This is a genomic window from Ruegeria sp. CE12, from assembly GCF_056537525.1.
Genome location: NZ_JBQFRS010000001.1, coordinates 154,463 through 177,067 on the forward strand (window position 1 = coordinate 154,463; position 22,605 = coordinate 177,067).

Sequence of the window (22,605 nt, forward strand, 5' to 3'; positions counted from 1 at the left end):
AACATTGACCTTGTGTAAATTCTGGTGCCGAATGTCGTGCATGGGGATGTTTAGAATCCAAAAAAGAAAACCCAAGGAATTACCGATCGGCTGCATCCGATCAGAGTAGTTCGAACGATCTTCAAGATAAAACTGTGTCACAGGGAGACATTCATGGAAAACACTACAATGACCGGAACACCGATTCATTGGGCAGCCGAGATGCATGCCCAAGAGTATCGGGACGGCAAACTTAATCGCCGTGAGTTCCTGACGCGCGCGACCGGCCTTGGTGTGTCGGCGGTAGCTGCTTACGGAATGATCGGTTTACCAGCCCCTGCAATGGCAGCAGGCGAAGACGTCAAGAAAGAAGGCGGCACTCTGCGCGTTCAGATGAGCGTTCGAGCTCTGAAGGATCCACGCACTTATGACTGGTCCGAAATGGGCAACCAGAGCCGCGGTACCTTGGAATACCTGGTCGAGTACAACTCGGACGGTACATTCCGCGGCATGCTGCTGGAAGGCTGGGAAATCAACGAAGATGCAACCCAGTACACGCTAAAGCTTCGCCCGGGTGTAAAGTGGAACAATGGCGATGATTTCACTGCCGATGATGTGGCGCGCAATATTGCCCGTTGGTGCGATAAATCCTCGGAAACAAACTCCATGGCAGGCCGCTTTGCAACGCTGGTGGATGAAGGCACCGGTCAGGCCATCGACGGCGCAATCCAGGTTGTCGATCCGCAGACCGTTCAGCTCAACCTGCCTAAATCGGACATCTCTCTGATTGCGGGTATGTCGGACTATCCGGCGGCTATTGTGCACAGTTCGTTTAATGAGAACGACCTGACTAACAACGTAGGCACTGGTCCTTATGTGATCGAAGAGCTGGAAGTTGGTGTTAAATGCTCACTGGCCCGTAATGAAAACCACACCTGGTGGGGTGAAGAGGTATTCGGTCGTCCGGCTCTGGATCGGATCGAGTACACAGACTACGGCACCGACCCGTCTGCATGGCTGGCGGCGTTGGAATCCGACGAAGTCGACATGCTGCATGAATCCGTTGGTGAATTCATCGACGTGTTGGATGGTCTCGGATACGAAAAATCCGAAGTGATCACCATGGCAACCCTCGTGATCCGTCCGAACCAGCTGGCCGAAGTGGATGGCAAACAGCCTTATGCTGACAAACGCGTTCGCAAAGCGCTTCAGATGGCAGTCGACAACGAAGTCTGTCTGGAACTGGGCTATGGTAATCGCGGCTCGTCCGCTGAAAACCACCACATGGGACCGGTTCACCCGGAATATCCCGAACTGCCCAAGCAGCCTGTAGATGCCGCTGGCGCGAAAAAGCTGATGGAAGAAGCAGGCATGGCCGATTATGAGCATGAACTGCTCTCGATCGACGACGACTGGCGCCGCAATACAACCGATGCCGTCGCTGCGCAGCTGCGCGACGCGGGTATCAATGTTAAGCGGACGGTTCTGCCGGGCAACACCTTCTGGAACGACTGGGCGAAATATCCCTACAGCTCGACCAACTGGAACCACCGTCCTCTGGGCGTCCAAATTTGGGCACTGGCTTACAAATCGGGCGAAGCCTGGAACGAGTTTGGTTGGGCGAACCCTGAGTTCGACGCAATTCTCGACGAAGCTCTGGCCATCGCGGACGCGGACAAGCGTCGTGAGGTAGCAGCCCGTGGTGCCGCGTTGATCCAGGAAGAGGGTGTAACCGTTCAGCCGTATTGGCGCGCTCTGTACCGTCACATGAAAGACGGCCTGGTCGGAACGGATATGCACATTTCGTTCGAACACCACCAGTATAAGTGGGGTTGGGCCGCCTAAGCCCGATCAGTAATACAAGCTGGGGTGCCCTGAACGGGCACCCTTTCAAGCCGCAGACGCCCGGCAACCCTCCGGAAGTCCGAGGCCAGCGAATGGTCCAATGATCTGCGGAAACACCTGAACAACAGGGGCCATCATGGGACTCTTTATCCTCAGACGGTTCGGAGTGATGCTTCTAACAGCATTGTGCCTGACCTTTGTGGTCTTCTTTCTGACCAATCTCTATCCGAACCTCGAGAAGCTTGCCAAAACTCAAGGCAACCAACGTATGTCCGATGAGCAGGTGGAAACCTGGCTTGCGAACCGGGGATACCGAGAGCCCATGCTGCTCAAATACGGTCAATGGCTTGGCGTCGTACCGGGTTTCACCAATACCCTCGACGACGGTCAATTCGTTGGCACCTGTGTCCGCCCCGGCTCAACACCCGAAGACACCCCGCGTTATTGCGGCGTTCTTCAAGGTGAATGGGGATATTCGACTGTCTTCAAAGATGATGTTGGAACCATCGTGTCCAAGCGATTGGGGAACACAGGATATCTGATGTTCTGGGTTTTGGTACTGATGGTACCGTCGGCGTTGTTGGTCGGCGTACTGGCCGGTATGCGCGAAGGATCGGCACTTGACCGCTCACTATCTACATTCTCGATCATCACGACGGCGACGCCGGAATATGTATCGGGCGTGATCTTCATCGCTATCTTCACCTCGTCCACCGTTGGCCTGAAGTGGTTCAAAGGAACCGCGACACAGGCAATGGAGAACCCGACTTTCGAGAACTTCTTCCTGCCGGTTCTGACCATTGCCCTTTACGGGATGGGATATATCGCGCGGATGACACGTGCTTCGATGACCGAAGTTATGACCGCGCAGTACATCCGAACCGCCCGCCTCAAGGGCGTCTCGTTCTCGAACATCGTCATGAAGCACGCGCTGCGCAATGCGCTGATCGCGCCCTTCACAGTCATCATGCTGCAGTTCCCATGGCTGCTGAACGGCGTGGTGATCGTCGAGACCCTGTTTAACTACAAGGGTTTTGGCTGGGCGCTGGTTCAGGCTGCAGGGAACAACGATATCCAGCTCTTGCTGGCCATTTCGGTTGTCTCCGTATTCGTGGTTCTGGTCACGCAGCTGATTTCAGATATCGGCTACGTCTACCTCAACCCGCGCATTCGCATTTCGTAAGGGAGGATAGATCATGGAACCTCTTAGCTGGACCGGCTCTATCGCCTTTCTCAACCCAATCCTCATGATCGCGCTCGTGCTTCTGGCGCTGTCGATCGTGCTATGGATTTTGGCAAGTATCTTTCAGGCTGAAGCACCCGTATCAGTCAATGCCGATGGAACCCTGAGTTCCGGAGGTGGCTTCCGCGGGCTTGCACAAATGGCGCTACGCTATTCCTTCATGGCTACTGTCGCAGCCGCTGTCGCTTATCTGGTACTGGGAGTATTGCTGGGTACAAGCGCAGGCATCGTGGGCGCCATTTCCCAGCAGTTTCTGCCTGTATGGGTGTCTCTGATCATCCTGTTTGCCATGTCCGTCGCCTTCAAACGGCGTCTCGGTTTGTATGGTAAGCTGTTTGATAGCCCGATTGGCATGATTGGCTTTGGGTTGGTGATGTTCTGGGTTTTCACCGGAATCTTCGGTGCGCTCGACCTCATCGTGACCCATGATCCTCTGGATCAGGTCTCTGGTATGAAAAACAAAGTGCCCGGTACACCTCTGCCAAATGCGGAAGAGGGTGAGTTTGCCTGGTACCTTTTGGGCGGCGACAACCTTGCTCGTGACGTATTCAGCCGGATGGTCAAGGGCGCTTGGATTGTTGTGCAGATTGCCCCGCTTGCAACCCTGTTTGCATTTATGGTCGGTATCACCCTGGGCCTGCCCGCAGGTTACTATGGCGGGCGTCTGGATACCTTCCTGTCGTTCCTCGCCAACCTGATCCTCGCCTTCCCAGTCATCCTGTTGTTCTACCTGCTAGTGACACCAGAGATCGTTGCAACAGGCGTGCCGAACTATATGGCTGCGGTGCTGTTCATCTTCCCGATCCTGTTCATCGGGGTTTTGCTGAACTCGCGCTACTACACGCGTCCCAAATTCCGAACACCGCTTCTGATCGGAGTTCTCGGTATCGCGATCTGGCTCTATCTGTCGCTGATCTCGACCGGTGGATATATCGTCAACACGGAAACCTATCGCATCTGGGGGCTACCCATCTATCTCGACCTGTTCGACATTCCCGGTGGTATCCTTGTCGTGTTCGTGTCGGTGGTCTTTGTGAACTCGCCTACGGTGTTCCGTATCGTGCGTGGTCTCGCACTGGACATCAAAACACGCGACTATGTGGCGGCGGCACAAACCCGTGGTGAAGGACCATGGTACATCATGCTGTGGGAAATCCTGCCAAACGCACGTGGTCCGCTGATCGTCGATTTCTGCCTGCGTATCGGCTACACCACCATCCTGCTGGGAACCTTGGGTTTCTTCGGGCTGGGTCTTCCGCCGGAAAGCCCGGACTGGGGTTCAACGATCAACGAAGGGCGTAAACTGCTCTCGATCTACCTGCACCCTGCCCTTCCTCCTGCCCTCGCATTGCTGTCGCTGGTTCTGGGTCTGAACCTGCTGGCGGATGGCCTGCGTGAGGAAAGCTTGAAGGACTGATGTGATCAAGGCCGGGGGCTTTGCTCCCGGCCTCCAATGACATTTTAGCCAGATGACGGGATTTCCCTGACTCTCGCGAGGAGATGCAAAGATGAACAAACTGGCGGATTATGACGGCCCGATACTTGAGATCGACAAGCTGTCCATCTCATTCTTCACCCGCCTTCGGGAAATTCCGGCCGTGATGGATTTCTCGGTTAGCGTACAACCCGGCGAGGCCGTTGGGCTGGTGGGTGAATCCGGTTGCGGGAAATCCACCGTGGCACTGGGCGTTATGCAGGATTTGGGCAAAAACGGTCGCATTGTCGGCGGAAGCATCAAGTTCAAGGGCCGCGATCTGAGTGAGATGACGACCGAAGAGCTGCGCGATATTCGTGGCAACGAGATCGCTATGATCTATCAGGAACCTATGGCATCGCTGAACCCGGCGATGAAAATCGGCAAGCAGCTGATGGAAGTGCCGATGATCCATGAGGGCGTCGGCAAGGAAGAGGCTTACGCCCGAGCACTGGAGGTGGTCACCGACGTGCGCCTGCCTGACCCCGAGCGGATGCTGAACTCGTTCCCTCACCAATTGTCGGGCGGCCAACAGCAGCGGATCGTGATCGCGATGGCGTTGATGTCGAAACCGGCGCTGCTGATATTGGACGAACCAACAACAGCGCTGGACGTGACCGTTGAAGCCGCTGTGGTGGAACTGGTCAAGGATCTGGGTAAGAAATACGGCACCTCGATGCTGTTCATCAGTCACAACCTTGGTCTGGTGCTGGAAACCTGTGACCGGCTGTGCGTGATGTATTCGGGTGAAGCGGTCGAGCGCGGCTCAATCCATGATGTGTTCGATGAAATGCAGCACCCCTATACACAGGCGCTGTTCCGTTCGATCCCACTGCCCGGAGCAGACAAAAACTCGCGCCCACTGGTGGCGATTCCGGGTAACTTTCCCCTACCCCACGAACGGCCGCCGGGTTGCAACTTTGGCCCGCGCTGTGACTATTTCGAAGAAGGCCGCTGTGACGCTCAAGATATCGTCATGGAGGCTGTTCCCGGGAATGACCGACATCACACGCGCTGCCTGAAGTTCCAGGAGATCGACTGGAATGCGCCGATCACCGTTGGCGAGCAAAAGGAAAAAGGCGAAATTGGCCGCACCGTCCTGAAGATGGACAATCTCAAGAAGTACTATGAGGTTGCGGCAAACGCGCTGTTTGGCGGCGGTGAGAAGAAGGTCGTCAAGGCGAATGAAACCCTGAGTTTCGAGGCACACGAGTCTGAAACGCTGGCGATTGTGGGCGAATCCGGTTGCGGTAAGTCTACCTTTGCCAAGGTTCTGATGGGGCTTGAAACAGCGACCGACGGCCAAATCCTGTTGGACAACCGCAACATCGAAGACGTGCCGATTGAAGAGCGTGACGCCAAGACAGTTGGCGAAGTGCAAATGGTGTTCCAGAACCCGTTCGATACGCTGAACCCGTCCATGACAGTTGGTCGCCAGATCATTCGCGCGCTCGAGATCTTTGGCGTCGGCAATTCCGAGGCTGAGCGCAAGCAGCGTATGCTTGAACTTCTGGACCTCGTGAAACTGCCGAGGGCTTTTGCAGAACGCATGCCGCGCCAACTTTCAGGTGGCCAGAAACAACGCGTTGGTATCGCCCGTGCGTTTGCCGGGGACGCCCGCATTGTGGTCGCGGATGAACCAGTATCGGCGCTTGACGTGTCGGTTCAGGCAGCAGTGACCGATCTGTTGATGGAGATTCAGCGCGAACAGAAAACCACGCTACTGTTCATCAGCCACGACCTGTCCATTGTTCGTTATCTCAGCGACCGGGTCATGGTCATGTATCTGGGCCATGTTGTTGAGCTGGGAACAACCGATCAGGTCTTTGCACCGCCCTATCACCCCTATACCGAAGCCCTGCTAAGTGCTGTGCCGATCGCGGATACGTCGGTTGAAAAAGAGCATATCGTTTTGGAAGGCGACATTCCGTCGGCGATGAACCCACCTCCTGGATGCCCATTCCAAACACGGTGCCGCTGGAAATCGGAAGTGCCCGGTGGTTTGTGTGAAAAGGAAGTTCCTCCGGTACAAACTCTTGCCGGTGGCCATCAGGTCAAATGCCATCTGGCAGAAGACATCCTTGCCCGTATGGAACCGGTCATCAAGATCGCTGCAGAATAATTTACCTCGTCAGATCAGAAGGGGCCGGTCTGAACCGGCCCCTTTTTTGTGCTGAGTTCTTCCAATTGGGGGGAGGCTAAACTCATCCGCACAAACTGATCGTGAGTGGCGTTTGGGTGGGACTGTTTAAGCGGTCAGTACGTTGTTACCGAAATACATGTATTCTTCAGACATTCCCGAAATTTCCTCGGCATTCAGACTCAGACTGGCGCTATCAAGCATCTTGTAACTCGACTGCCCCTTCACCCATTCATCAGCAGATTGCAAAGTCGTCAGCGTGTAAGAAGTCACGTCATTAAGATAATGCGTTGGGATGATTATCTTCGGCTTCAGTTTCGCAACGATATCATTGCCTTGCTCATAGCTCAGGATGTGTTGCGAGCCATCTACAGGCAGGGTCAGAACATCCACCTGGCCAATCGCATCCCAGAATTCTTGTGGCGGGTTATGTCGATTGTCACCCCAGATCAGGGTTCGGATACCACCTGTCTCCACTAGGTAAACGACCATATCCATATGACCGACGTTGTTCGGCGGGCAGGCTTCAACTCCAAATTCGGCCAGCGCATTGGTCCAGTCATACCAGCCCGGTGCGACACAGGCGTGTTTGTCTGCAAATCCAGTGATTTTCAGATCCGCAAACTCAAAATTCCCTGCCATTCTATCCAGCACCATCGTCGAGCTGGGACGCTCGATAGCATCGTGATCAAAATGAGCGTGAGTGGACATCGTGATATCGACAGGGATCTGAGGGAACTCATTTCTGAACCACAGCCCCCAAGCCCCCGACGGATCATCCCTCCAGGGATCAAACAGAACCGTGGCGCCATTGGGTGACGTGATCTTGATAGCGCAGTGGCCGTAATAGTCGATTCCGACCGTTCCACTGCTTGCCTGACCGGTTGAGCCCTGCAGATCGATCACATGGTTGTTGTTACCGGGTTGCAGCCACGCTTGTGATTGCGCTCCTGCGGGCTTGCTGCCAAGCAAAGACGTCCCTGCCCCCACACCTGCTGCGCCAGCTGCCATAAAGAATGAGCGTCGCGAAAGACCCGGGGCCAGAGAATCGCGATTGCCGTTGAGAATTGTGGGCTTCAGATCGTTTCGATCCATTATTGTACCTCCGTATTGGACAAGCACGGGTTCGTTCCGTACCACCAATTTCAAGGTAGCAATCGTTGGTCGCCTGGCTCAGGCCAGAAAAATCAGGGGGAAATATGGGGGAAAACCCCATATTCCGTGTTCACGAAATCGAGAGCAGATGGCTGCGAAGATTCTGATCGCGCCCTTCCAGCCCCAATTTTCGCCGAATGTTGTTGCGGTGAAAATCGATGGTCGAAGTTTCCCGTGACATCGCCCGCGCGATGTCTTTCGTTGTTTTGCCAGACATAACCAGCTGCGCAATTTCGATCTCGGTTGGTGTCATCATCGCGAACGCATCGGACAGTTTGTCTGACATCATCGAGGTAATGTCCCTTAGATTGCTCTCGGCCAGATCCAGATAAGCATGAGATGCCTCCCCTTCGACCAACAGCCCGCGCAGTTTGTCGAGATAAGGCAGCACCATCGAGCGCACACGCTCTACGATATCCTGATCCCGGTCCTTCCGATCATCATCGAGACTGGATAGCAACACGCGAAGAGCCGTATTGGTTTCCTGCAACTCCCGCGTCCTGGCCTGAACACGATTTTCCAGATGCGTAAGCGTCTCGTTGAGTTTCTCTTCGAGCGCTCTGCGCAGGTAAACCTCTTGTATCAAAGCCAAATCTGACTCGACCATGCGTGCGAACTGGGCAAGCCCCTCACGGAACAAAAGAGCGCGCCGGTTACGGTGTCGATCCAGAACACAGATGGTTCCGAATACCGTGCCATCGGGCCATTTCAGGGGGAACCCGATGTAGAACGACATGCCATGCTCCAGATCCTCATTATCACTCCACACCGGATCGCATTGTGCATCTTCAACCACCAACTCGCCATTACGCTCCAACACACCCTGACAATATAGCTTGGGGTTCAAACGAAAGTTCATACCCACCGGGTACGGGTTTTCCGGATGATCGGAAGTAATCAATACCGCATGATCAGGTGCGTCCGTTTTCATGATCAGGCTGGCTGGCACATCAGCAAGCTGTGAGACCAGGTCAACCAGCTTTTGCCAATTGGCCATTGTATCCGGTGGAATCTCCGGGCGGTCGCGTGTCATCGGCAAAGTCACCGTCATCTGGGATTACCAAATCAGGTTAAAGCGCCGAATGGTGGCCAATCAAGAAACAGGCTCTCTGCAGTGCAGCGCGCAGAACTTAGCCGCCCCAGATCACTTTCACATAGTTCTGGGTTTCCGCGTATGGCGGGACGCCGCCATGCTTTTCTACGGCCTTTGGCCCTGCGTTATATGCAGCCAGCGCAAGACGCCAGGATTTGAACTTGCGATACTGCCAGGACAAATACCGCGCGCCACCTTCCAGGTTCTGCTTCGGGTCATGTGGGTTCACACCCAACAACTGCGCGGTCTGAGGCATAAGCTGCGCGAGACCCAGCGCGCCTTTGTGAGACTTGGCGTGAGGATTCCAGCCACTTTCCTGTTGAACCAGTCTGAGGAACAGTTCCTCAGGCACGCTGTGCAAACGGGCAGCTTGCCGGGCCATGGCCAGATATTCGCCACGGTACTTTCCGGTATAACGCTTGCTGAATTTGCCTTGCGCGGTTTTCGGCTTAAGCCTGTCGGAATCGCGATACTGAGTGGCCGCACGCGTATCCAGAATCTTGGCTTGCTTGAGGAAGATGTCCTTCCGATTCTTTGTGGACAGCACATCAGCCTGCACAGGTGCAGATGCCAAAGCGAGGCAAAAAATCGAGAAACCACCAACCAGAAAACGCATTAAAGCCAATCCCGCTCGTTCAGCAATCAGACGGATTATAGGTATTCCAGTCGGAAATGAAAGCTTGGTTAAAAGAACCACAAGAATTCTTGTCAAACCGCTGCATGATGAACTCTGTTTTAACCAAGACGCAGGCCGTATAGGGTCACGGATGAACACCGCCCAGATTCGGGCGCAACCAAATTACCAATGCACGGGGAAACATATGGCAGGTTCAGTCAACAAGGTCATTCTGGTCGGCAATCTCGGCCGTGATCCCGAGGTGAGGACATTTCAGAACGGCGGCAAGGTCTGCAACCTGCGTATTGCCACCTCGGAAACATGGAAAGACCGCAACACGGGTGAACGCCGTGAACGTACCGAATGGCACTCCGTCGCCATTTTCAATGAGGGTCTCGTACGCGTAGCTGAACAGTATCTGCGCAAAGGTTCCAAGGTTTATCTTGAAGGGCAGCTGCAGACCCGAAAGTGGCAGGATCAGTCTGGGCAGGATCGCTATTCGACTGAGGTTGTTCTGCAAGGGTTTGGCTCTACCCTCGTAATGCTGGATGCGCGCGGTGAAGGCGGTGGCGGAGGCTACGGTGGCGGCCAGGCAGGCGGCTACGGCGGTGGTCAGGCCGGCGGCGGATATGGAGATCCGTACGGTGCACCTTCCGGTTCACCGGCACCAGCATCAGGCGGGATCGACGACGACGAGATTCCGTTCTAAGCAAAACGGAGAACAAAGATGACATGGTCCTTCCCGGTTGGCCGCTTGCTCGGCTCAGAGCTGAGGGTCCATGTCACGTTCTTCCTACTGTTGGCTTGGGTCGGATTCGCGGCCTATTCCAATGGTGGATGGCCCGCAGCCATCGACAACCTACTGTTTGTTCTGGCGCTTTTTGCCTGTGTCGTTGCGCATGAATTCGGTCATGCACTCATGGCGCGGCGGTATGGCATTCGAACACCCGATATCACGCTGCTGCCAATTGGCGGTCTTGCCCGGCTGGAACGTATGCCGGAAAAACCGATGCAAGAGGTTCTGGTGGCGCTTGCCGGACCTGCTGTAAACATCGTGATCTGGGTGGTGTTTTTGATCCTCGGCGCCAGAATGCAGATCGAAACACTGACACAAATCGACTCGGCACAGTCCGATCTTCTCAGCCGATTGGCCTACGTCAATTTATTCCTTGCCGTGTTTAACATGATCCCTGCGTTTCCGATGGATGGTGGTCGCGTTTTTCGCGCTTTGCTGTGCCTGAAAATGGATCGGGTCAAAGCCACTCGCGTAGCGGCTCTGGGCGGCCAGATGGTTGCGGTTGGACTGGGCTTTCTGGGGCTGACCTCGGGCAATCCGATCCTTGTTTTGATTGCCGTATTTGTCTTCATCGCAGCCAATGCAGAAAGTCAGGATGTCGCCATGCGTTCGATCGCGCGGCGTGTATTGGCCCGCGATGCGATGATTACTGAATTTCAGTCACTGTCGCCAAACGATACACTCAACACCACGGCTCAAGCCGTAATTCACACGACGCAGCACGAGTTTCCAGTTCTGGAGACCGATGGCAGCTTGCTGGGTTTTGTAACGCGTGAGCGCCTGTTTGCTGCGCTGGCAAGCGATCACCCCCGATCTGATCCCGCAACTTCTGTCATGGACACAGATATCCCCCGCGTTTTGCTGACTAGCGGATTGGAAACAGTTCTGGACAAGCTACACCACGGGGCACCTGCCATAGCTGTATGTACCGAAGGCGGTCGAATGATCGGTTATATTACCCGCGAGAACATCGGCGAGTTGATGGTTATCAGAGGGCGCTGATTCCTCTATTTATCATCAGGTTGCCAGCGCATCCTCAAGCACAGACAAGACGGCATCGCGCGGGACATCAGAGGTTACAAAAGCGTTGCCAATTCCACGCGCCAGAATAAAGCGCAACTGACCGTCCACGACCTTTTTGTCCTGACCCATCAATTCAACCAAAGCCTCCGCCCCAGGTAGGTCACCCGGAATGTCCGCCAGATCGGTTTTCATACCCATCGCGCGCAAATGCGCACGCACACGGCTGGGATCTTCTTGCGAGCACAGGCCCAAACGAGCTGAGAGCTCAAAAGCTAACGCGCAGCCAATCGCGACCCCTTCTCCATGAAGCAGTCGATCCGAATAACCCGTCGCTGCCTCGAGCGCATGACAGAATGTATGTCCCAGATTTAGCAGGGCCCGATCTCCCTGCTCGGTCTCATCTCGGGATACGATATCCGATTTCATCTGTACTGAACGCGTTACGGCCTGGACGCGCGCCGCCATATCTCCGGATGACAATGCCGGTCCATTCTCTTCCAACCATTCAAAGAAGGATGCGTCACCCAGCAGACCATATTTGACGACCTCGCCGTAGCCCGCCAAAAAGTCCCGCGCCGTCAGCGTACCCAATACAGAGATGTCTGCCAAAACCAGTGAAGGTTGATGAAAAGCGCCAATCAGGTTCTTGCCTTGAGGTGCGTTTATTCCTGTCTTTCCGCCAACTGAACTGTCCACCTGCGCCAGCAACGAGGTCGGGATCTGAACAAACCTCACTCCGCGCCGCAGAACGGCTGCGGCGAAACCCGCCAGATCACCGATGACGCCGCCGCCAAAGGCCACCACTACATCACGACGTTCGATCTTTTCCGCCAACAACCACTCGACGGCGCGTTCAAAATGCGGCCAGCTTTTGGTTGCCTCCCCCGCAGGCAGGGCAAGCGCTGTCATTTCGATGCCAGATGCAGCCAAACCCGCCCGCAATCCCTCAAGATGAATGGACGCAACCGTTTCATCTGTCAGAACCGCAACCCTTGGGCGCGGCAGCAGCGGTGCGATCCGTGCGCCCGCCTGAGCCAGCAGATCAGGACCAATCTCAACATTGTAGGATCGATCACCCAGGTCTACGAAAACAGTCTGATGCATTTACTTCTGTTCCAAAACATCGGGACGCGTTGCCAGTTCGGCCAATACACGATCCACCATATCCTCAATCGCTGTATCAGCGTCCGAGTCCGCCACAAGATCAGCCTGCGCATAAATCGGAACACGCGCCTCGTACAACGCGCGCAAGGTCGCATGGGGGTCTGAGGTACGCAGCAGCGGCCGCGTATCCTTGTGCCTTACCCGGCCCCACAACACTTCCAGATCCGCACGCAACCAGACGGAAACACCTCGGTCTGAAATCATCTGGCGGTTTTCGCCGGATAAAAAGGCGCCACCTCCGGTGGATAGGATACCTTTTTCTTCATCCAACAACCTGCCAATGACCTGACTTTCCTTCGAGCGAAAAAACGGCTCGCCGTCGCGTTCAAATATCTCCGGGATCGTCATGTTGGCCGCCGATTCGATCTCGGCGTCGCTGTCCAGAAACGGAACCGACAGTCGCGCAGCCAAAGCACGCCCCACCGCTGTCTTACCAGCGCCCATCATACCAACCAAAACAACGGTTTTGTGCAGATCAAAGCTCTGCGCGTTGCCCGGATTTGACGTGTTATGCTTAATTTCGCTCATTTCACCGTGAATGACGTGATCTTGGGAAAAATGCCAGTTATAACTTGGGCAAAAGCGAAAATTGAGGCAGCGTTAAACCATGGGCCGTCTGATCAAGTTCCTGATATACCTTATTTGCCTCGGCTTCATCGGGCTGGTGGCGTATGCCTATGTCGGGCCATTCTTTGGCGCAGATTTCTCTGCGCCTCAAAGTGAAATCCGAGAACCGGTTATCCTGAATGTTGACTAGAACCGCGCTGCTTGCGCTTGTTCTGGCAGGAACAGCTCAGGCCCAGACGCAGGAACCACTTTCCGTCATCGACTGGCTGGACAACCCACCCGAGAACCTTCCGGGCACCGTCTTGCTGGAACCACCGGTGACCCAAACCGGATTGCAGCCGGATGTTCAGGTCACGCCTCTCGAGGCTCTTTCGCCGCCGCTTGGCCTTGTGTCTTCATCGGTAACCGGCCTTCCTGTCGATCTGTGGCAAGGCAGTGATCCGGAACGCCTCGCCGAGTTGATCAAGCGTGTCCCGGTCAAATCCAATCCAGCTATGCAAAAGCTGTTGTTCACACTGCTGCTTTCTGAAGCGCGCGCGCCCACTGGCACGGGAAAGCAAGACGTGCTTCTGATGGCGAGGCTCGATCGGCTCATGCAACTCGGGGCTTCGGATCCAGTCCAATCGCTTGTTCAATTGGCTGGACCAACCGACACGCCAGAACGCTTTAAACGCTGGTTCGATGCGACGCTGCTTACAGGTGACGAAGATCGCAGCTGTACGGCATTGATCGCCCAACCTCATCTGTCGCGCGACTACTCGGCCCAGATTTTCTGCAAGGCTCGTAGAGGTGACTGGTCCTCGGCTGCACTGACGCTCGAAGCTGCGCACGCATTGCAGGTGATGTCCCCGGAACAACTCGATCTTATGGATCGTTTTCTCAGCCCCGAGATGTTTGAAGGGGCCGCGTATCTTCCCCAACCTGATAACCCGGATCCCCTGACCTTTCGCCTTTTCGAAGCGATTGGTGAACGGTTGCCGAGCGCCCCGTTGCCTCGGGCCTTCGCAAACGCCGATCTGCGCGATGTCGCGGGCTGGAAAGCCCAGATCGAAGCTGCAGAGCGTTTGACGCGCATTGGGGCACTGACCCCTAATCAATTGCTGGGCCTCTACACCGAGCGGTCTCCGGCAGCATCGGGGGCAGTGTGGGATCGGGTCGCTGCAGTTCAGCGATTTGAAACCGCGCTGGAAACACGCAATTCCGAAGCCATCGCCAAATCACTCCCGGTCGTCTGGGAACAAATGCGAAGTGTCGGCCTTGAGGTGCCTTTCGCCGAACTGTTTGCAGCGCGTCTGGTTAACATAAAGCTACCAACGGCCTCAGCTGAAAATCTTCGTTGGAGAATTCTGCTGCTATCCGAGCTTTATGAGAATGCAGCGCTAAAGGTTCCGGACAATTCACAGGAAAATCAGTATCTGGCCGCGCTGGCACAAGGTGATCCGGGACGCGCGCCCTCCCCATCCCCACTCGCAGATGCCATTTCTGAAGGGTTTGTCTGGGCCGCGCCCGTTCCATCAGATATCAACGCAATGCTGGACAATGGTCAGCTTGGCGAGGCCATTCTAGAAGCGATGCACCTGTTTGCGCATGGCGCGCGTGGCAATTTGGTAGACCTGACAGCTGCCATCGCAGCATTCCGTCGCGTTGGGCTCGAGGATACAGCAAGACGGGCAGCGCTTCAGCTTATGATCCTGCAGGGTACATGAGTATGACTGCGCCAGCGACGCAAGACCTTTGGATTTCAACGTTTCTGGAGGCGCAGGCGGCAGAGCTTGGGGCTGCGACCAATACCCTGCTGGCCTATGGTCGCGACCTCAAGGATTTCTCATCTTGGCTGGAACGTCATAAATCAGGCTTTGCTGAGGCTGACCGCGATCAGATCGAAGGTTATCTGATTGATTGTGATGCGCAGGGGCTGTCACGGTCTACGCGTGCGCGGCGTCTTTCGGCCATCAAACAACTCTATCGCTTTGCCTTTGAAGAAGGTTGGCGCGACACCAATCCCGCAATCCAGATAAAAGGTCCAGGCCGCCAAAAGCGGCTACCCAAAACTCTGGATGTTGTTGAAGTAGATCGTTTGCTGGATGCAGCACGACAGACAGGCCGAAGCACGGCAGACAAGATACGCAACACGTGCCTGATGGAAGTCCTCTACGCGACCGGGATGCGCGTCACTGAACTGGTATCGCTGCCAGTTTCATCTGCGCGTGGTGACCCACGGATGTTGCTGGTTCTGGGCAAAGGTGGAAAAGAGCGGATGGTGCCGCTGTCCCCACCCGCTCGCGATGCGTTGGCGGCGTGGCTTACAGTCCGGGATGAGGCTGAGGAAGAAACTGTTTCCAAAGGCGGACAACGATCCCGTTTTCTATTTCCTTCGCGCGGCAAATCAGGTCATCTCACGCGGCACAGGTTCTTTCTTCTTGTGAAAGAGCTGGCGGTTCACGGCGGTGTTTCACCCGAAAAGGTCACCCCGCATACGCTGCGCCACGCATTTGCGACGCATCTGTTGGCAAATGGCGCTGATCTGCGCTCGATCCAGACGTTGCTTGGCCATGCCGACGTGGCAACAACCGAAATATATACGCATGTTCTGGATGAACGCCTGTCCGAACTGGTCCTTCAGCATCATCCGTTGGCTAAGGACGATGAGAAGAACAAGGGCTAACCCCTTGATTGGGCGGGGCCGCGGCCCCATAACGGATGCAACAACACTAATATTCAAGGAACGATGGAACCCAACCCTTCTCTGATTGATGGTGCCTTCTGGATTACGACCGGCTCTATCTTACTATTGCTCGTGCTGTCGGGCTTCTTCTCAGGCTCAGAAACTGCGCTTACCGCGTCTTCTCGCGGCAAGCTTCGGGCACAGGCAGACAAGGGATCGCGGGGGGCACAAAAAGCGCTCGACATCACCGACGACAACGAGCGCCTCATTGGGTCTGTCCTTCTGGGCAACAACCTCGTCAACATCCTGGCGGCGTCGCTGGCGACAGCTTTGTTTACGCGCTTGTTCGGCGAAAGCGGTGTGGCGCTTGCGACTTTGGTGATGACCCTGCTGGTTCTGATCTTCGCTGAAGTCCTGCCCAAGACATATGCCATTACGAACGCGGAAAAGGCTGCGGCGGCGGTTGCCCCGGTTATAAGCGTTGTCGTTACGGTGTTTTCCCCGGTTGTTGCGGCTGTACGGTTGTTGGTGCGTGGCGTACTGCGCCTGTTCGGGGTGAAAATCGACCCAGACAGCAATATCCTTGCGGTGCGTGAAGAAATCGCTGGCGCCCTGCAACTGGGCCACTCTGAAGGTGTCGTTGAAAAAGAGGACCGTGACCGTATCCTTGGTGCATTGGACCTTGGTGACCGCGCGGTCGAGGAAATCATGCTTCACCGCTCAAACATCGAAATGATCGACGCCGATGCCGAGCCTGAAGCGATCCTGAAACAATGCCTGGAAAGCCCGCATACGCGCCTTCCCGTCTTTCGAGATGAGCCCGAGAACATTGTCGGAGTGGTCCATGCCAAGGATTTGTTCCGAGCAATGTACGCTCAGGTCGGTGGCGCCGACGGCGATACAGAGAAGCTGCGGTCGTTCGACATCTCCAAAGTTGCGAATGACCCTTATTTTGTGCCTGAAACCACGACCCTCGACGATCAGATGCGAGAGTTCCTGCGCATGCACAGCCACTTCGCCCTTGTGGTCGATGAATACGGCTCGCTGCGCGGCTTGATCACGCTCGAGGACATTCTGGAAGAAATCGTGGGCGAAATTGCTGACGAATTCGACATCGACGAAGAGGTCCCGGTGACCCGCACCGAGGATGGTCAGTTTCTTGTTGAAGGCGCCATGACCATCCGAGACGCGAACCGCGCGCTGGACTGGTCACTGCCGGATGAAGAAGCAAATACCCTTGCGGGTCTCGTAATTCACGAAGCGCAGATGATCCCGATTGTCGGACAGGTGTTTTCGTTCCACGGCTTCCGTTTCGAGGTCACGGCCCGCGAAGGAAACCGTATCACGGGTTTGAAGGTCAGACCCCTCTGACTCAACTCCGAATGTTGAAAACGACACAGTCGGTCGTTTTTTCGACAGATAGATATCGCACTGCCACGCACCTTCGCTTCAAACAAGGAGGTGTGAATGAAAAGCTCGTGTCAGGTTGTTGTCATTGGCGGCGGTGTAGTCGGTTGTTCTGTACTATATCATCTGACCAAGCTGGGCTGGTCAGATGTGATGCTGCTCGAGCGTTCGGAGTTGACCAGTGGTTCAACCTGGCATGCTGCCGGTGGCTTTCATACGCTGAACGGCGACACCAACATGGCTGCGCTGCAGGGCTACACGATCCGTCTCTACAAAGAGCTGGAAGAAATCACCGGCATGTCGTGCGGGCTGCATCACGTGGGTGGCGTCACGCTGGCCGACAATCAGGATCGGTTCGACATGCTATTGGCGGAACGCGCCAAGCATCGCTTCATGGGGCTTGAGACAGAGATTGTTGGTCCGGAAGAAATCAAGAAGATCGCCCCAATCACCAACACCGACGGTATCATAGGGGCGCTGTACGACCCGCTTGACGGGCATCTCGACCCCTCGGGTACGACGCATGCCTATGCCAAAGCAGCGCGGATGGGCGGCGCGACGATCGAGACCCACTGCATGGTGCGCGAAACCAATCAGCGGCCAGATGGCACCTGGGATGTGGTTACCGACAAAGGTACGATCCATTCCGAGCATATCGTGAACGCAGGGGGCCTGTGGGCGCGTGAGGTCGGCGCAATGGCCGGTATCTATTTCCCACTGCACCCAATGGAGCACCAATACCTCGTCACGGATTCGATCCCTCAAATCGAGGCAATCATAGATGCCGGTGGTGAGCATCCGCACGTGATGGACCCGGCTGGCGAAAGCTATCTGCGTCAGGAGGGTCGCGGTCTGTGTATCGGGTTCTATGAGCAACCCTGTAAACCTTGGGCAGTCGACGGCACGCCATGGGATTTCGGGCACGAACTGTTGCCGGATGACTATGACAAGATCACTGACAGTATCGAGTTTGCATATAAACGGTTCCCCGTTCTGGCCGAGGCTGGCGTAAAATCGGTTATCCACGGACCCTTTACCTTTGCACCTGATGGAAACCCGCTGGTTGGCCCCGTTCCCGGCGTTCGAAACTACTGGTCCGCATGCGGTGTGATGGCAGGGTTCAGTCAGGGCGGTGGCGTTGGTCTGACGCTGGCACAGTGGATGATCGAAGGTGAACCCGAACGAGACGTCTTTGCCATGGACGTGGCGCGCTTTGGCGACTGGATCAGTCCCGGCTATACACGCCCCAAAGTGATCGAAAACTATCAGAAACGTTTCAGCGTGGCTTATCCGAACGAGGAACTGCCCGCCGCGCGGCCCAACCGCACAACGCCGATGTATGATATTTTCTCGGACCTTGGCGCTGTCTGGGGGCAGCAATATGGGCTTGAGGTTCCGAATTACTTCGCAAAAGGCGATGAGCCCACATATGAAACACCCTCATTCCGTCGCTCGGACGCATTTGACGCCACAGGGCGAGAGGTGCGCGCCGTGCGCGAGGGCGTTGGCATCAACGAAGTCCACAACTTTGGAAAATACCTCGTAACTGGCGCAGGCGCGCGCGCTTGGCTCGATCGGGTCATGGCAGGTCGCATCCCCAAACCCGGTCGCCTGACCCTGACACCCATGCTGTCACCCAAAGGAAAGCTCATCGGAGACTTCACCGTCTCATGCCTGAGCGAGACCGAGTTCCAACTGACCGCATCTTATGGCAGCCAAGCCTTCCACATGCGCTGGTTTCTGCAGCACCAGGAAGCCGGCGTGTCAGTCGAAAACATCAGCGACAGAAGGAACGGTTTCCAGATTGCAGGCCCGCTTGCCGCTAAGGTTCTGGCGGCATGTACACGGGATGATGTCTCGAGCCTCAAGTTTCTGGATGTACGCCGCATGACTGTCGGTATGAACGAGTGCATTGTCCAAAGGGTCAGCTACACCGGTGATCTGGGGTATGAAATCTACTGCGATCCGATGGCGCAGCGGCAACTCTGGCATACGCTTTGGCAAGCCGGTGAACCGCATGGCATGGTTCCCTTCGGCATGCGCGCGATGATGAGCCTGCGGCTCGACAGGTTCTTTGGTTCGTGGATGAGGGAGTTCTCTCCTGACTACACGGCCGCGGAAACCGGGCTGGACAGGTTCATCTCATTCTCCAAAAACACTGACTTTGTAGGCCGCTCAGCAGCCGAAGCTGAACGCGCCGAAGGCACCCAGCGCAAGCTGGTCGCATTTGAGGTCGACGCGGATGATGCCGATGTGAATGCCTATGAGCCGATCTGGCTGGACGGCGCCGTCGTTGGTTTCTGTACCTCGGGCGGGTATTCGCACTTTGCAGAGAAATCCATCGCAATGGGATTCTTGCCATCTGACCGGATTACGGACGGGTTGGAAGTGGAAATCGAGATACTGGGCCAAATGCGAAAGGCACATGTGATCTCCACCCCTTTGTTTGACCCGGACGGGGAACGTATGCGGGGGTGACACTGCTTGCCGGTGGCGGCAAGGTGGTGGGATGAAGAAGATACCCATCATTTTGTTGGCTGCCGGTCAATCCAGCCGTATGGGCGATACGGACAAGCTGATGCAGCTTGTTGAAGGCATCCCGCTATTGCGCCGCTCAGCAATGACGGCGCTGGCAGCTGCCCCAGTGTATGCAGCCCTGCCCCCGGCCCCACACCCGCGCTACAGGGCTCTTGATGGGTTAGATGTGCAAAAGGTTGAAATCCCTGACGCGGCTGAAGGGATGAATGCCAGCCTCCGAGGGGCATTGAAACACATTCCCGCAGATGCACGCGCGGTGATGGTTTTACTAGCCGATTTGCCTGAACTAACAACCAGCGACCTTCAATCCGTCTCGGCCTCGGTTGCGGCCAACCCAGACAATCTGGTCTGGCGTGGGGCCACTGAAACCGGAAAGCCTGGTCATCCAGTCATTTTCGACCGTTCCCTGTTCGACCAGCTATCGAACCTGATGGGAGACACCGGCGCACAATCTGTGGTTCGCCAGCACGCAGACAAGGTGCATTTGCATCGGCTTCCCGCCGATAATGCGTTGCTGGATCTTGATACGCCCGAAGACTGGGCAAGCTGGCGTACCCAAAGAAGGTCCCAAACGTAACGCGGCCCGGTCTTTGTCGACCGGGCCGGTTGCCCAAATTATAGGACTACCACTTTCACCAACACCGAAAGCGCAGTCTGGTCGTCATAAGACGCCGACTATTCCGCTGCCGAACCGAAACAAGACCCCCTCGTTAACATGCCGCTCAGCGCTTCCGGTGACTGAGATAAACCCTTCAGCACCCCCTTGTGCCTTTGGGTTCCCCCTCACTTGGGCAAGATCATCGTCACCGATCAGGTCGTTCCAAACAATGTAAAATTGGAAGAAACGGTTAATTTTGTGACATTTGGAATGGTTTTTGCGCAACAACGCAGAACGCGAATTTCAACCCTTGGTTGATCTTCACGTAACGGCAACTTGCACAGAAACAGAGGTTACAGCAGACATATTCTCAAATATGACAATTCAACAGAGACCTAAGGGCCATTTGACGGCCAATTTGTCACTCTGCCCGCAACCCAAGGAAGATCGAATTATCAAGCGAAAAGGTGACGGATTTTTTGTTAACAAAAATGATTCAATTCAACCCTTTTCACCCTTTGACCGCGATTCCGGCAACAATCCACCGATTCGTGGACGTCTTTCGCCAGCCGATTCCTTCGTTTCGACGGACGGTTCGGCGGCATACAACATCGGGAATAAGGCAAAATTAAGATTTATTAATTGATCAGTCAGAAAACGCTCAGGCTGATGCGCCATCTCTTGTTTCAACGCGCGTACGCAAGCGTGCCGTATACAGGAGACATAATCAGAATGAGCATTCGCAAATCCTCTCGCCTTTATCCTCGTACAACAAACTGGATCGGTGCCAGTGCACTGGGCGCAGCTTTGCTTGCCGGGACAGCAATACCTTCATTGGCAGACGAAGCTCTGGCCGACCTAGTCGAAACCGTATCGCCTTCGGTTGTGACCATCGTCGCAGTACAGGACGCTGCCCCCGTCCCGGCTCAGGGACAGGAATTCGATTTCGAAGGCCACCCGTTCGGTGAGTTCTTCAAACGCTTTGGTGGGCCAGAAGGCTTCAAGATGCCGGACCGTGGCCCAAGCCAAGGTCTGGGATCGGGCTTTGTTCTCGATGAAGACGGTTATATCGTCACCAACCACCACGTCGTAGATAACGCCAGCACCATCACGGTTCGCCTCAGCGACGATCGTTCGTTCGAGGCAGAAATCGTCGGCACCGACCCGCTGACTGATATCGCCGTGCTCAAGATTGACGCCGGCGAAGCACTGCAGCCAGTGAAACTTGGTGACAGCGACGTTATTCGCGTGGGCGAAGATGTTGTCGCAATCGGTAACCCCTTTGGCCTGAACGCTACAGTCACAACTGGTATTGTATCGGCCAAGGGTCGCAACATTTCCGAAGGCCCCTATGCCGAGTTTATCCAAACCGATGCCGCCATCAACAAAGGCAACTCGGGTGGCCCGCTTTTCAACATGGAAGGTGAGGTTGTTGGCGTAAACTCAGCGATCTACTCGCCAAGCGGCGGATCCGTGGGCCTCGGCTTTGCCGTAACCTCGAATATCGTCGATCACATCACCGCCGACTTGCGCGATGATGGTCAGGTCAGCCGAGGCTGGCTGGGTGTATCGATCCAGAACGTCAGCCCCGAACTGGCTGCGGCTATGGGTATCGATACTGCAACCGGCGCGCTCGTGTCAGACATTGTCAGCGGCAGCCCAGCGGACGGTGTTCTGCAGCAAGGTGACGTGATCCTGACATTCAACGACGAAGCCGTTGATTCCAGTAGCGATCTGCCAATCTTGGTCGGCACGACCAAAGTGGGCACCGATAGCGTGATCACCGTCCTGCGCAACGGCCAGGAAGAGCAGCTTGAACTGACCATCGGTCAGCATCAGGCGGCCTCAGCCGAGGCAGATGTCACTGTTGATGACAAGGTCGCCGGTACGTCGCTGGGCGTGACTGTCGCACCGTTGACTGAGACCGCGCGTGCCGAAATGGGCGTTGGTGAGAACGTTGATGGCGTCGTCGTGACTGGATTGAGACCGGATAGCCCTGCCGCCAAAGCAGGCCTGCAGCGTGGCGATGTGATCGTCAAACTGGGGGAACTGGAGACCGTGACCCCAGATGATCTGAAAGCTGCGCTGGAAAGCGAGAAAACGGACCCGGCTCTGGTGCTGATCAATCGTGGCGGAAATCAGATTTTCGTCGCGGTCGAGATCGCCTGATCTGAAACCCTGCGCGAGCCACATGATGGGGATATCTGGCACGCGCTATTCCTGGCTGACACGATTTGTCCACGTGCTGTCGGGACAGCCGGGTGCGTAAACCGCACCCGGCATGTTTTTTTAAATCTATATC

General features: G+C 55.6%; 19 protein-coding genes. 14 read left to right on the top strand and 5 right to left on the bottom strand.

From position 1 onward, the window contains the following. The first annotated feature begins 153 nt into the window (after positions 1-153). From ACR0IO_RS00750 to ACR0IO_RS00765, 4 genes are all read left to right on the top strand, one after another. The gene (locus tag ACR0IO_RS00750) at positions 154-1,824 is read left to right on the top strand and encodes an ABC transporter substrate-binding protein (protein ID WP_155143744.1); all 1,671 of its coding nucleotides are present in this window, start codon (positions 154-156) and stop codon (positions 1,822-1,824) included. Positions 1,825-1,960: 136 nt separating this feature from the next. After that, entirely contained in the window at positions 1,961-3,007 is a 1,047-nt protein-coding gene (locus ACR0IO_RS00755; protein WP_155143745.1) for an ABC transporter permease, read from the top strand. A gap of 13 nt (positions 3,008-3,020) precedes the next feature. Beyond that, the gene (locus ACR0IO_RS00760) at positions 3,021-4,484 is read left to right on the top strand and encodes an ABC transporter permease (protein ID WP_170332989.1); all 1,464 of its coding nucleotides are present in this window, start codon (positions 3,021-3,023) and stop codon (positions 4,482-4,484) included. 91 nt (positions 4,485-4,575) lie between these two features. Then, on the top strand, positions 4,576-6,663 hold the full coding sequence (locus ACR0IO_RS00765) for a dipeptide ABC transporter ATP-binding protein (RefSeq protein ID WP_155143749.1): 2,088 nt from the start codon (positions 4,576-4,578) through the stop codon (positions 6,661-6,663). Positions 6,664-6,789: 126 nt separating this feature from the next. Here ACR0IO_RS00765 and ACR0IO_RS00770 read toward each other — a convergent pair whose 3' ends face one another. The 3 genes from ACR0IO_RS00770 to ACR0IO_RS00780 form a co-directional block, all read right to left on the bottom strand. After that, on the bottom strand, positions 6,790-7,776 hold the full coding sequence (locus ACR0IO_RS00770; protein WP_480738614.1) for an MBL fold metallo-hydrolase: 987 nt from the start codon (positions 7,774-7,776) through the stop codon (positions 6,790-6,792). Positions 7,777-7,906: 130 nt separating this feature from the next. After that, positions 7,907-8,869: a LuxR C-terminal-related transcriptional regulator gene (locus ACR0IO_RS00775; protein ID WP_480738616.1), complete on the bottom strand. Its 963-nt coding sequence runs from the start codon at positions 8,867-8,869 to the stop codon at positions 7,907-7,909. A 97-nt stretch (positions 8,870-8,966) separates the two neighbouring features. Beyond that, positions 8,967-9,545, bottom strand: coding sequence for a lytic transglycosylase domain-containing protein (locus ACR0IO_RS00780; RefSeq protein ID WP_155143754.1), 579 nt, complete (start codon positions 9,543-9,545; stop codon positions 8,967-8,969). A gap of 205 nt (positions 9,546-9,750) precedes the next feature. Here ACR0IO_RS00780 and ssb point away from each other — a divergent pair, with 205 nt between their 5' ends. Together ssb and ACR0IO_RS00790 are read left to right on the top strand one after the other, a co-directional pair. Continuing rightward, positions 9,751-10,254 (top strand): single-stranded DNA-binding protein, encoded by a 504-nt coding sequence (gene ssb / locus ACR0IO_RS00785; RefSeq protein WP_155143756.1) that lies wholly within the window; start codon positions 9,751-9,753, stop codon positions 10,252-10,254. Positions 10,255-10,272: 18 nt separating this feature from the next. Next, positions 10,273-11,343: a site-2 protease family protein gene (locus tag ACR0IO_RS00790; RefSeq protein WP_480738618.1), complete on the top strand. Its 1,071-nt coding sequence runs from the start codon at positions 10,273-10,275 to the stop codon at positions 11,341-11,343. A gap of 15 nt (positions 11,344-11,358) precedes the next feature. On the opposite strand, the gene aroB is transcribed toward ACR0IO_RS00790, so the two are convergent. Then, positions 11,359-12,468 carry a 3-dehydroquinate synthase gene (gene aroB, locus ACR0IO_RS00795; protein WP_480738621.1) on the bottom strand — a complete coding sequence of 370 codons (1,110 nt, stop codon included), beginning with the start codon at positions 12,466-12,468 and terminating at the stop codon, positions 11,359-11,361. Further along, a complete protein-coding gene (locus ACR0IO_RS00800) occupies positions 12,469-13,056 on the bottom strand; it encodes a shikimate kinase (RefSeq protein ID WP_480738623.1) in 588 nt (195 codons plus the stop codon). It lies immediately after the preceding gene. 79 nt (positions 13,057-13,135) lie between these two features. Here ACR0IO_RS00800 and ACR0IO_RS00805 point away from each other — a divergent pair, with 79 nt between their 5' ends. From ACR0IO_RS00805 to ACR0IO_RS00840, 8 genes are all read left to right on the top strand, one after another. Further along, the gene (locus tag ACR0IO_RS00805; RefSeq protein ID WP_170332981.1) at positions 13,136-13,285 is read left to right on the top strand and encodes a hypothetical protein; all 150 of its coding nucleotides are present in this window, start codon (positions 13,136-13,138) and stop codon (positions 13,283-13,285) included. Next, complete coding sequence (locus ACR0IO_RS00810; protein ID WP_480738625.1) at positions 13,275-14,801, top strand: hypothetical protein; 1,527 nt, start codon at positions 13,275-13,277, stop codon at positions 14,799-14,801. The genes ACR0IO_RS00805 and ACR0IO_RS00810 overlap by 11 nt, the downstream gene beginning before the upstream one ends. Before the next feature lie 2 nt (positions 14,802-14,803). Next, complete coding sequence (locus tag ACR0IO_RS00815; protein ID WP_480738630.1) at positions 14,804-15,760, top strand: site-specific tyrosine recombinase XerD; 957 nt, start codon at positions 14,804-14,806, stop codon at positions 15,758-15,760. 63 nt (positions 15,761-15,823) lie between these two features. Continuing rightward, positions 15,824-17,131 carry an HlyC/CorC family transporter gene (locus tag ACR0IO_RS00820; RefSeq protein ID WP_155143763.1) on the top strand — a complete coding sequence of 436 codons (1,308 nt, stop codon included), beginning with the start codon at positions 15,824-15,826 and terminating at the stop codon, positions 17,129-17,131. Positions 17,132-17,227: 96 nt separating this feature from the next. Next, positions 17,228-19,645: a GcvT family protein gene (locus tag ACR0IO_RS00825; protein WP_480738633.1), complete on the top strand. Its 2,418-nt coding sequence runs from the start codon at positions 17,228-17,230 to the stop codon at positions 19,643-19,645. A 31-nt stretch (positions 19,646-19,676) separates the two neighbouring features. After that, positions 19,677-20,282 (top strand): nucleotidyltransferase family protein, encoded by a 606-nt coding sequence (locus ACR0IO_RS00830; protein WP_480738635.1) that lies wholly within the window; start codon positions 19,677-19,679, stop codon positions 20,280-20,282. Positions 20,283-20,568: 286 nt separating this feature from the next. Then, the gene (locus tag ACR0IO_RS00835; protein WP_480738636.1) at positions 20,569-20,949 is read left to right on the top strand and encodes a hypothetical protein; all 381 of its coding nucleotides are present in this window, start codon (positions 20,569-20,571) and stop codon (positions 20,947-20,949) included. Positions 20,950-21,035: 86 nt separating this feature from the next. Then, on the top strand, positions 21,036-22,472 hold the full coding sequence (locus tag ACR0IO_RS00840) for a Do family serine endopeptidase (RefSeq protein WP_480738638.1): 1,437 nt from the start codon (positions 21,036-21,038) through the stop codon (positions 22,470-22,472). The last annotated feature ends 133 nt before the right edge of the window (positions 22,473-22,605 follow it).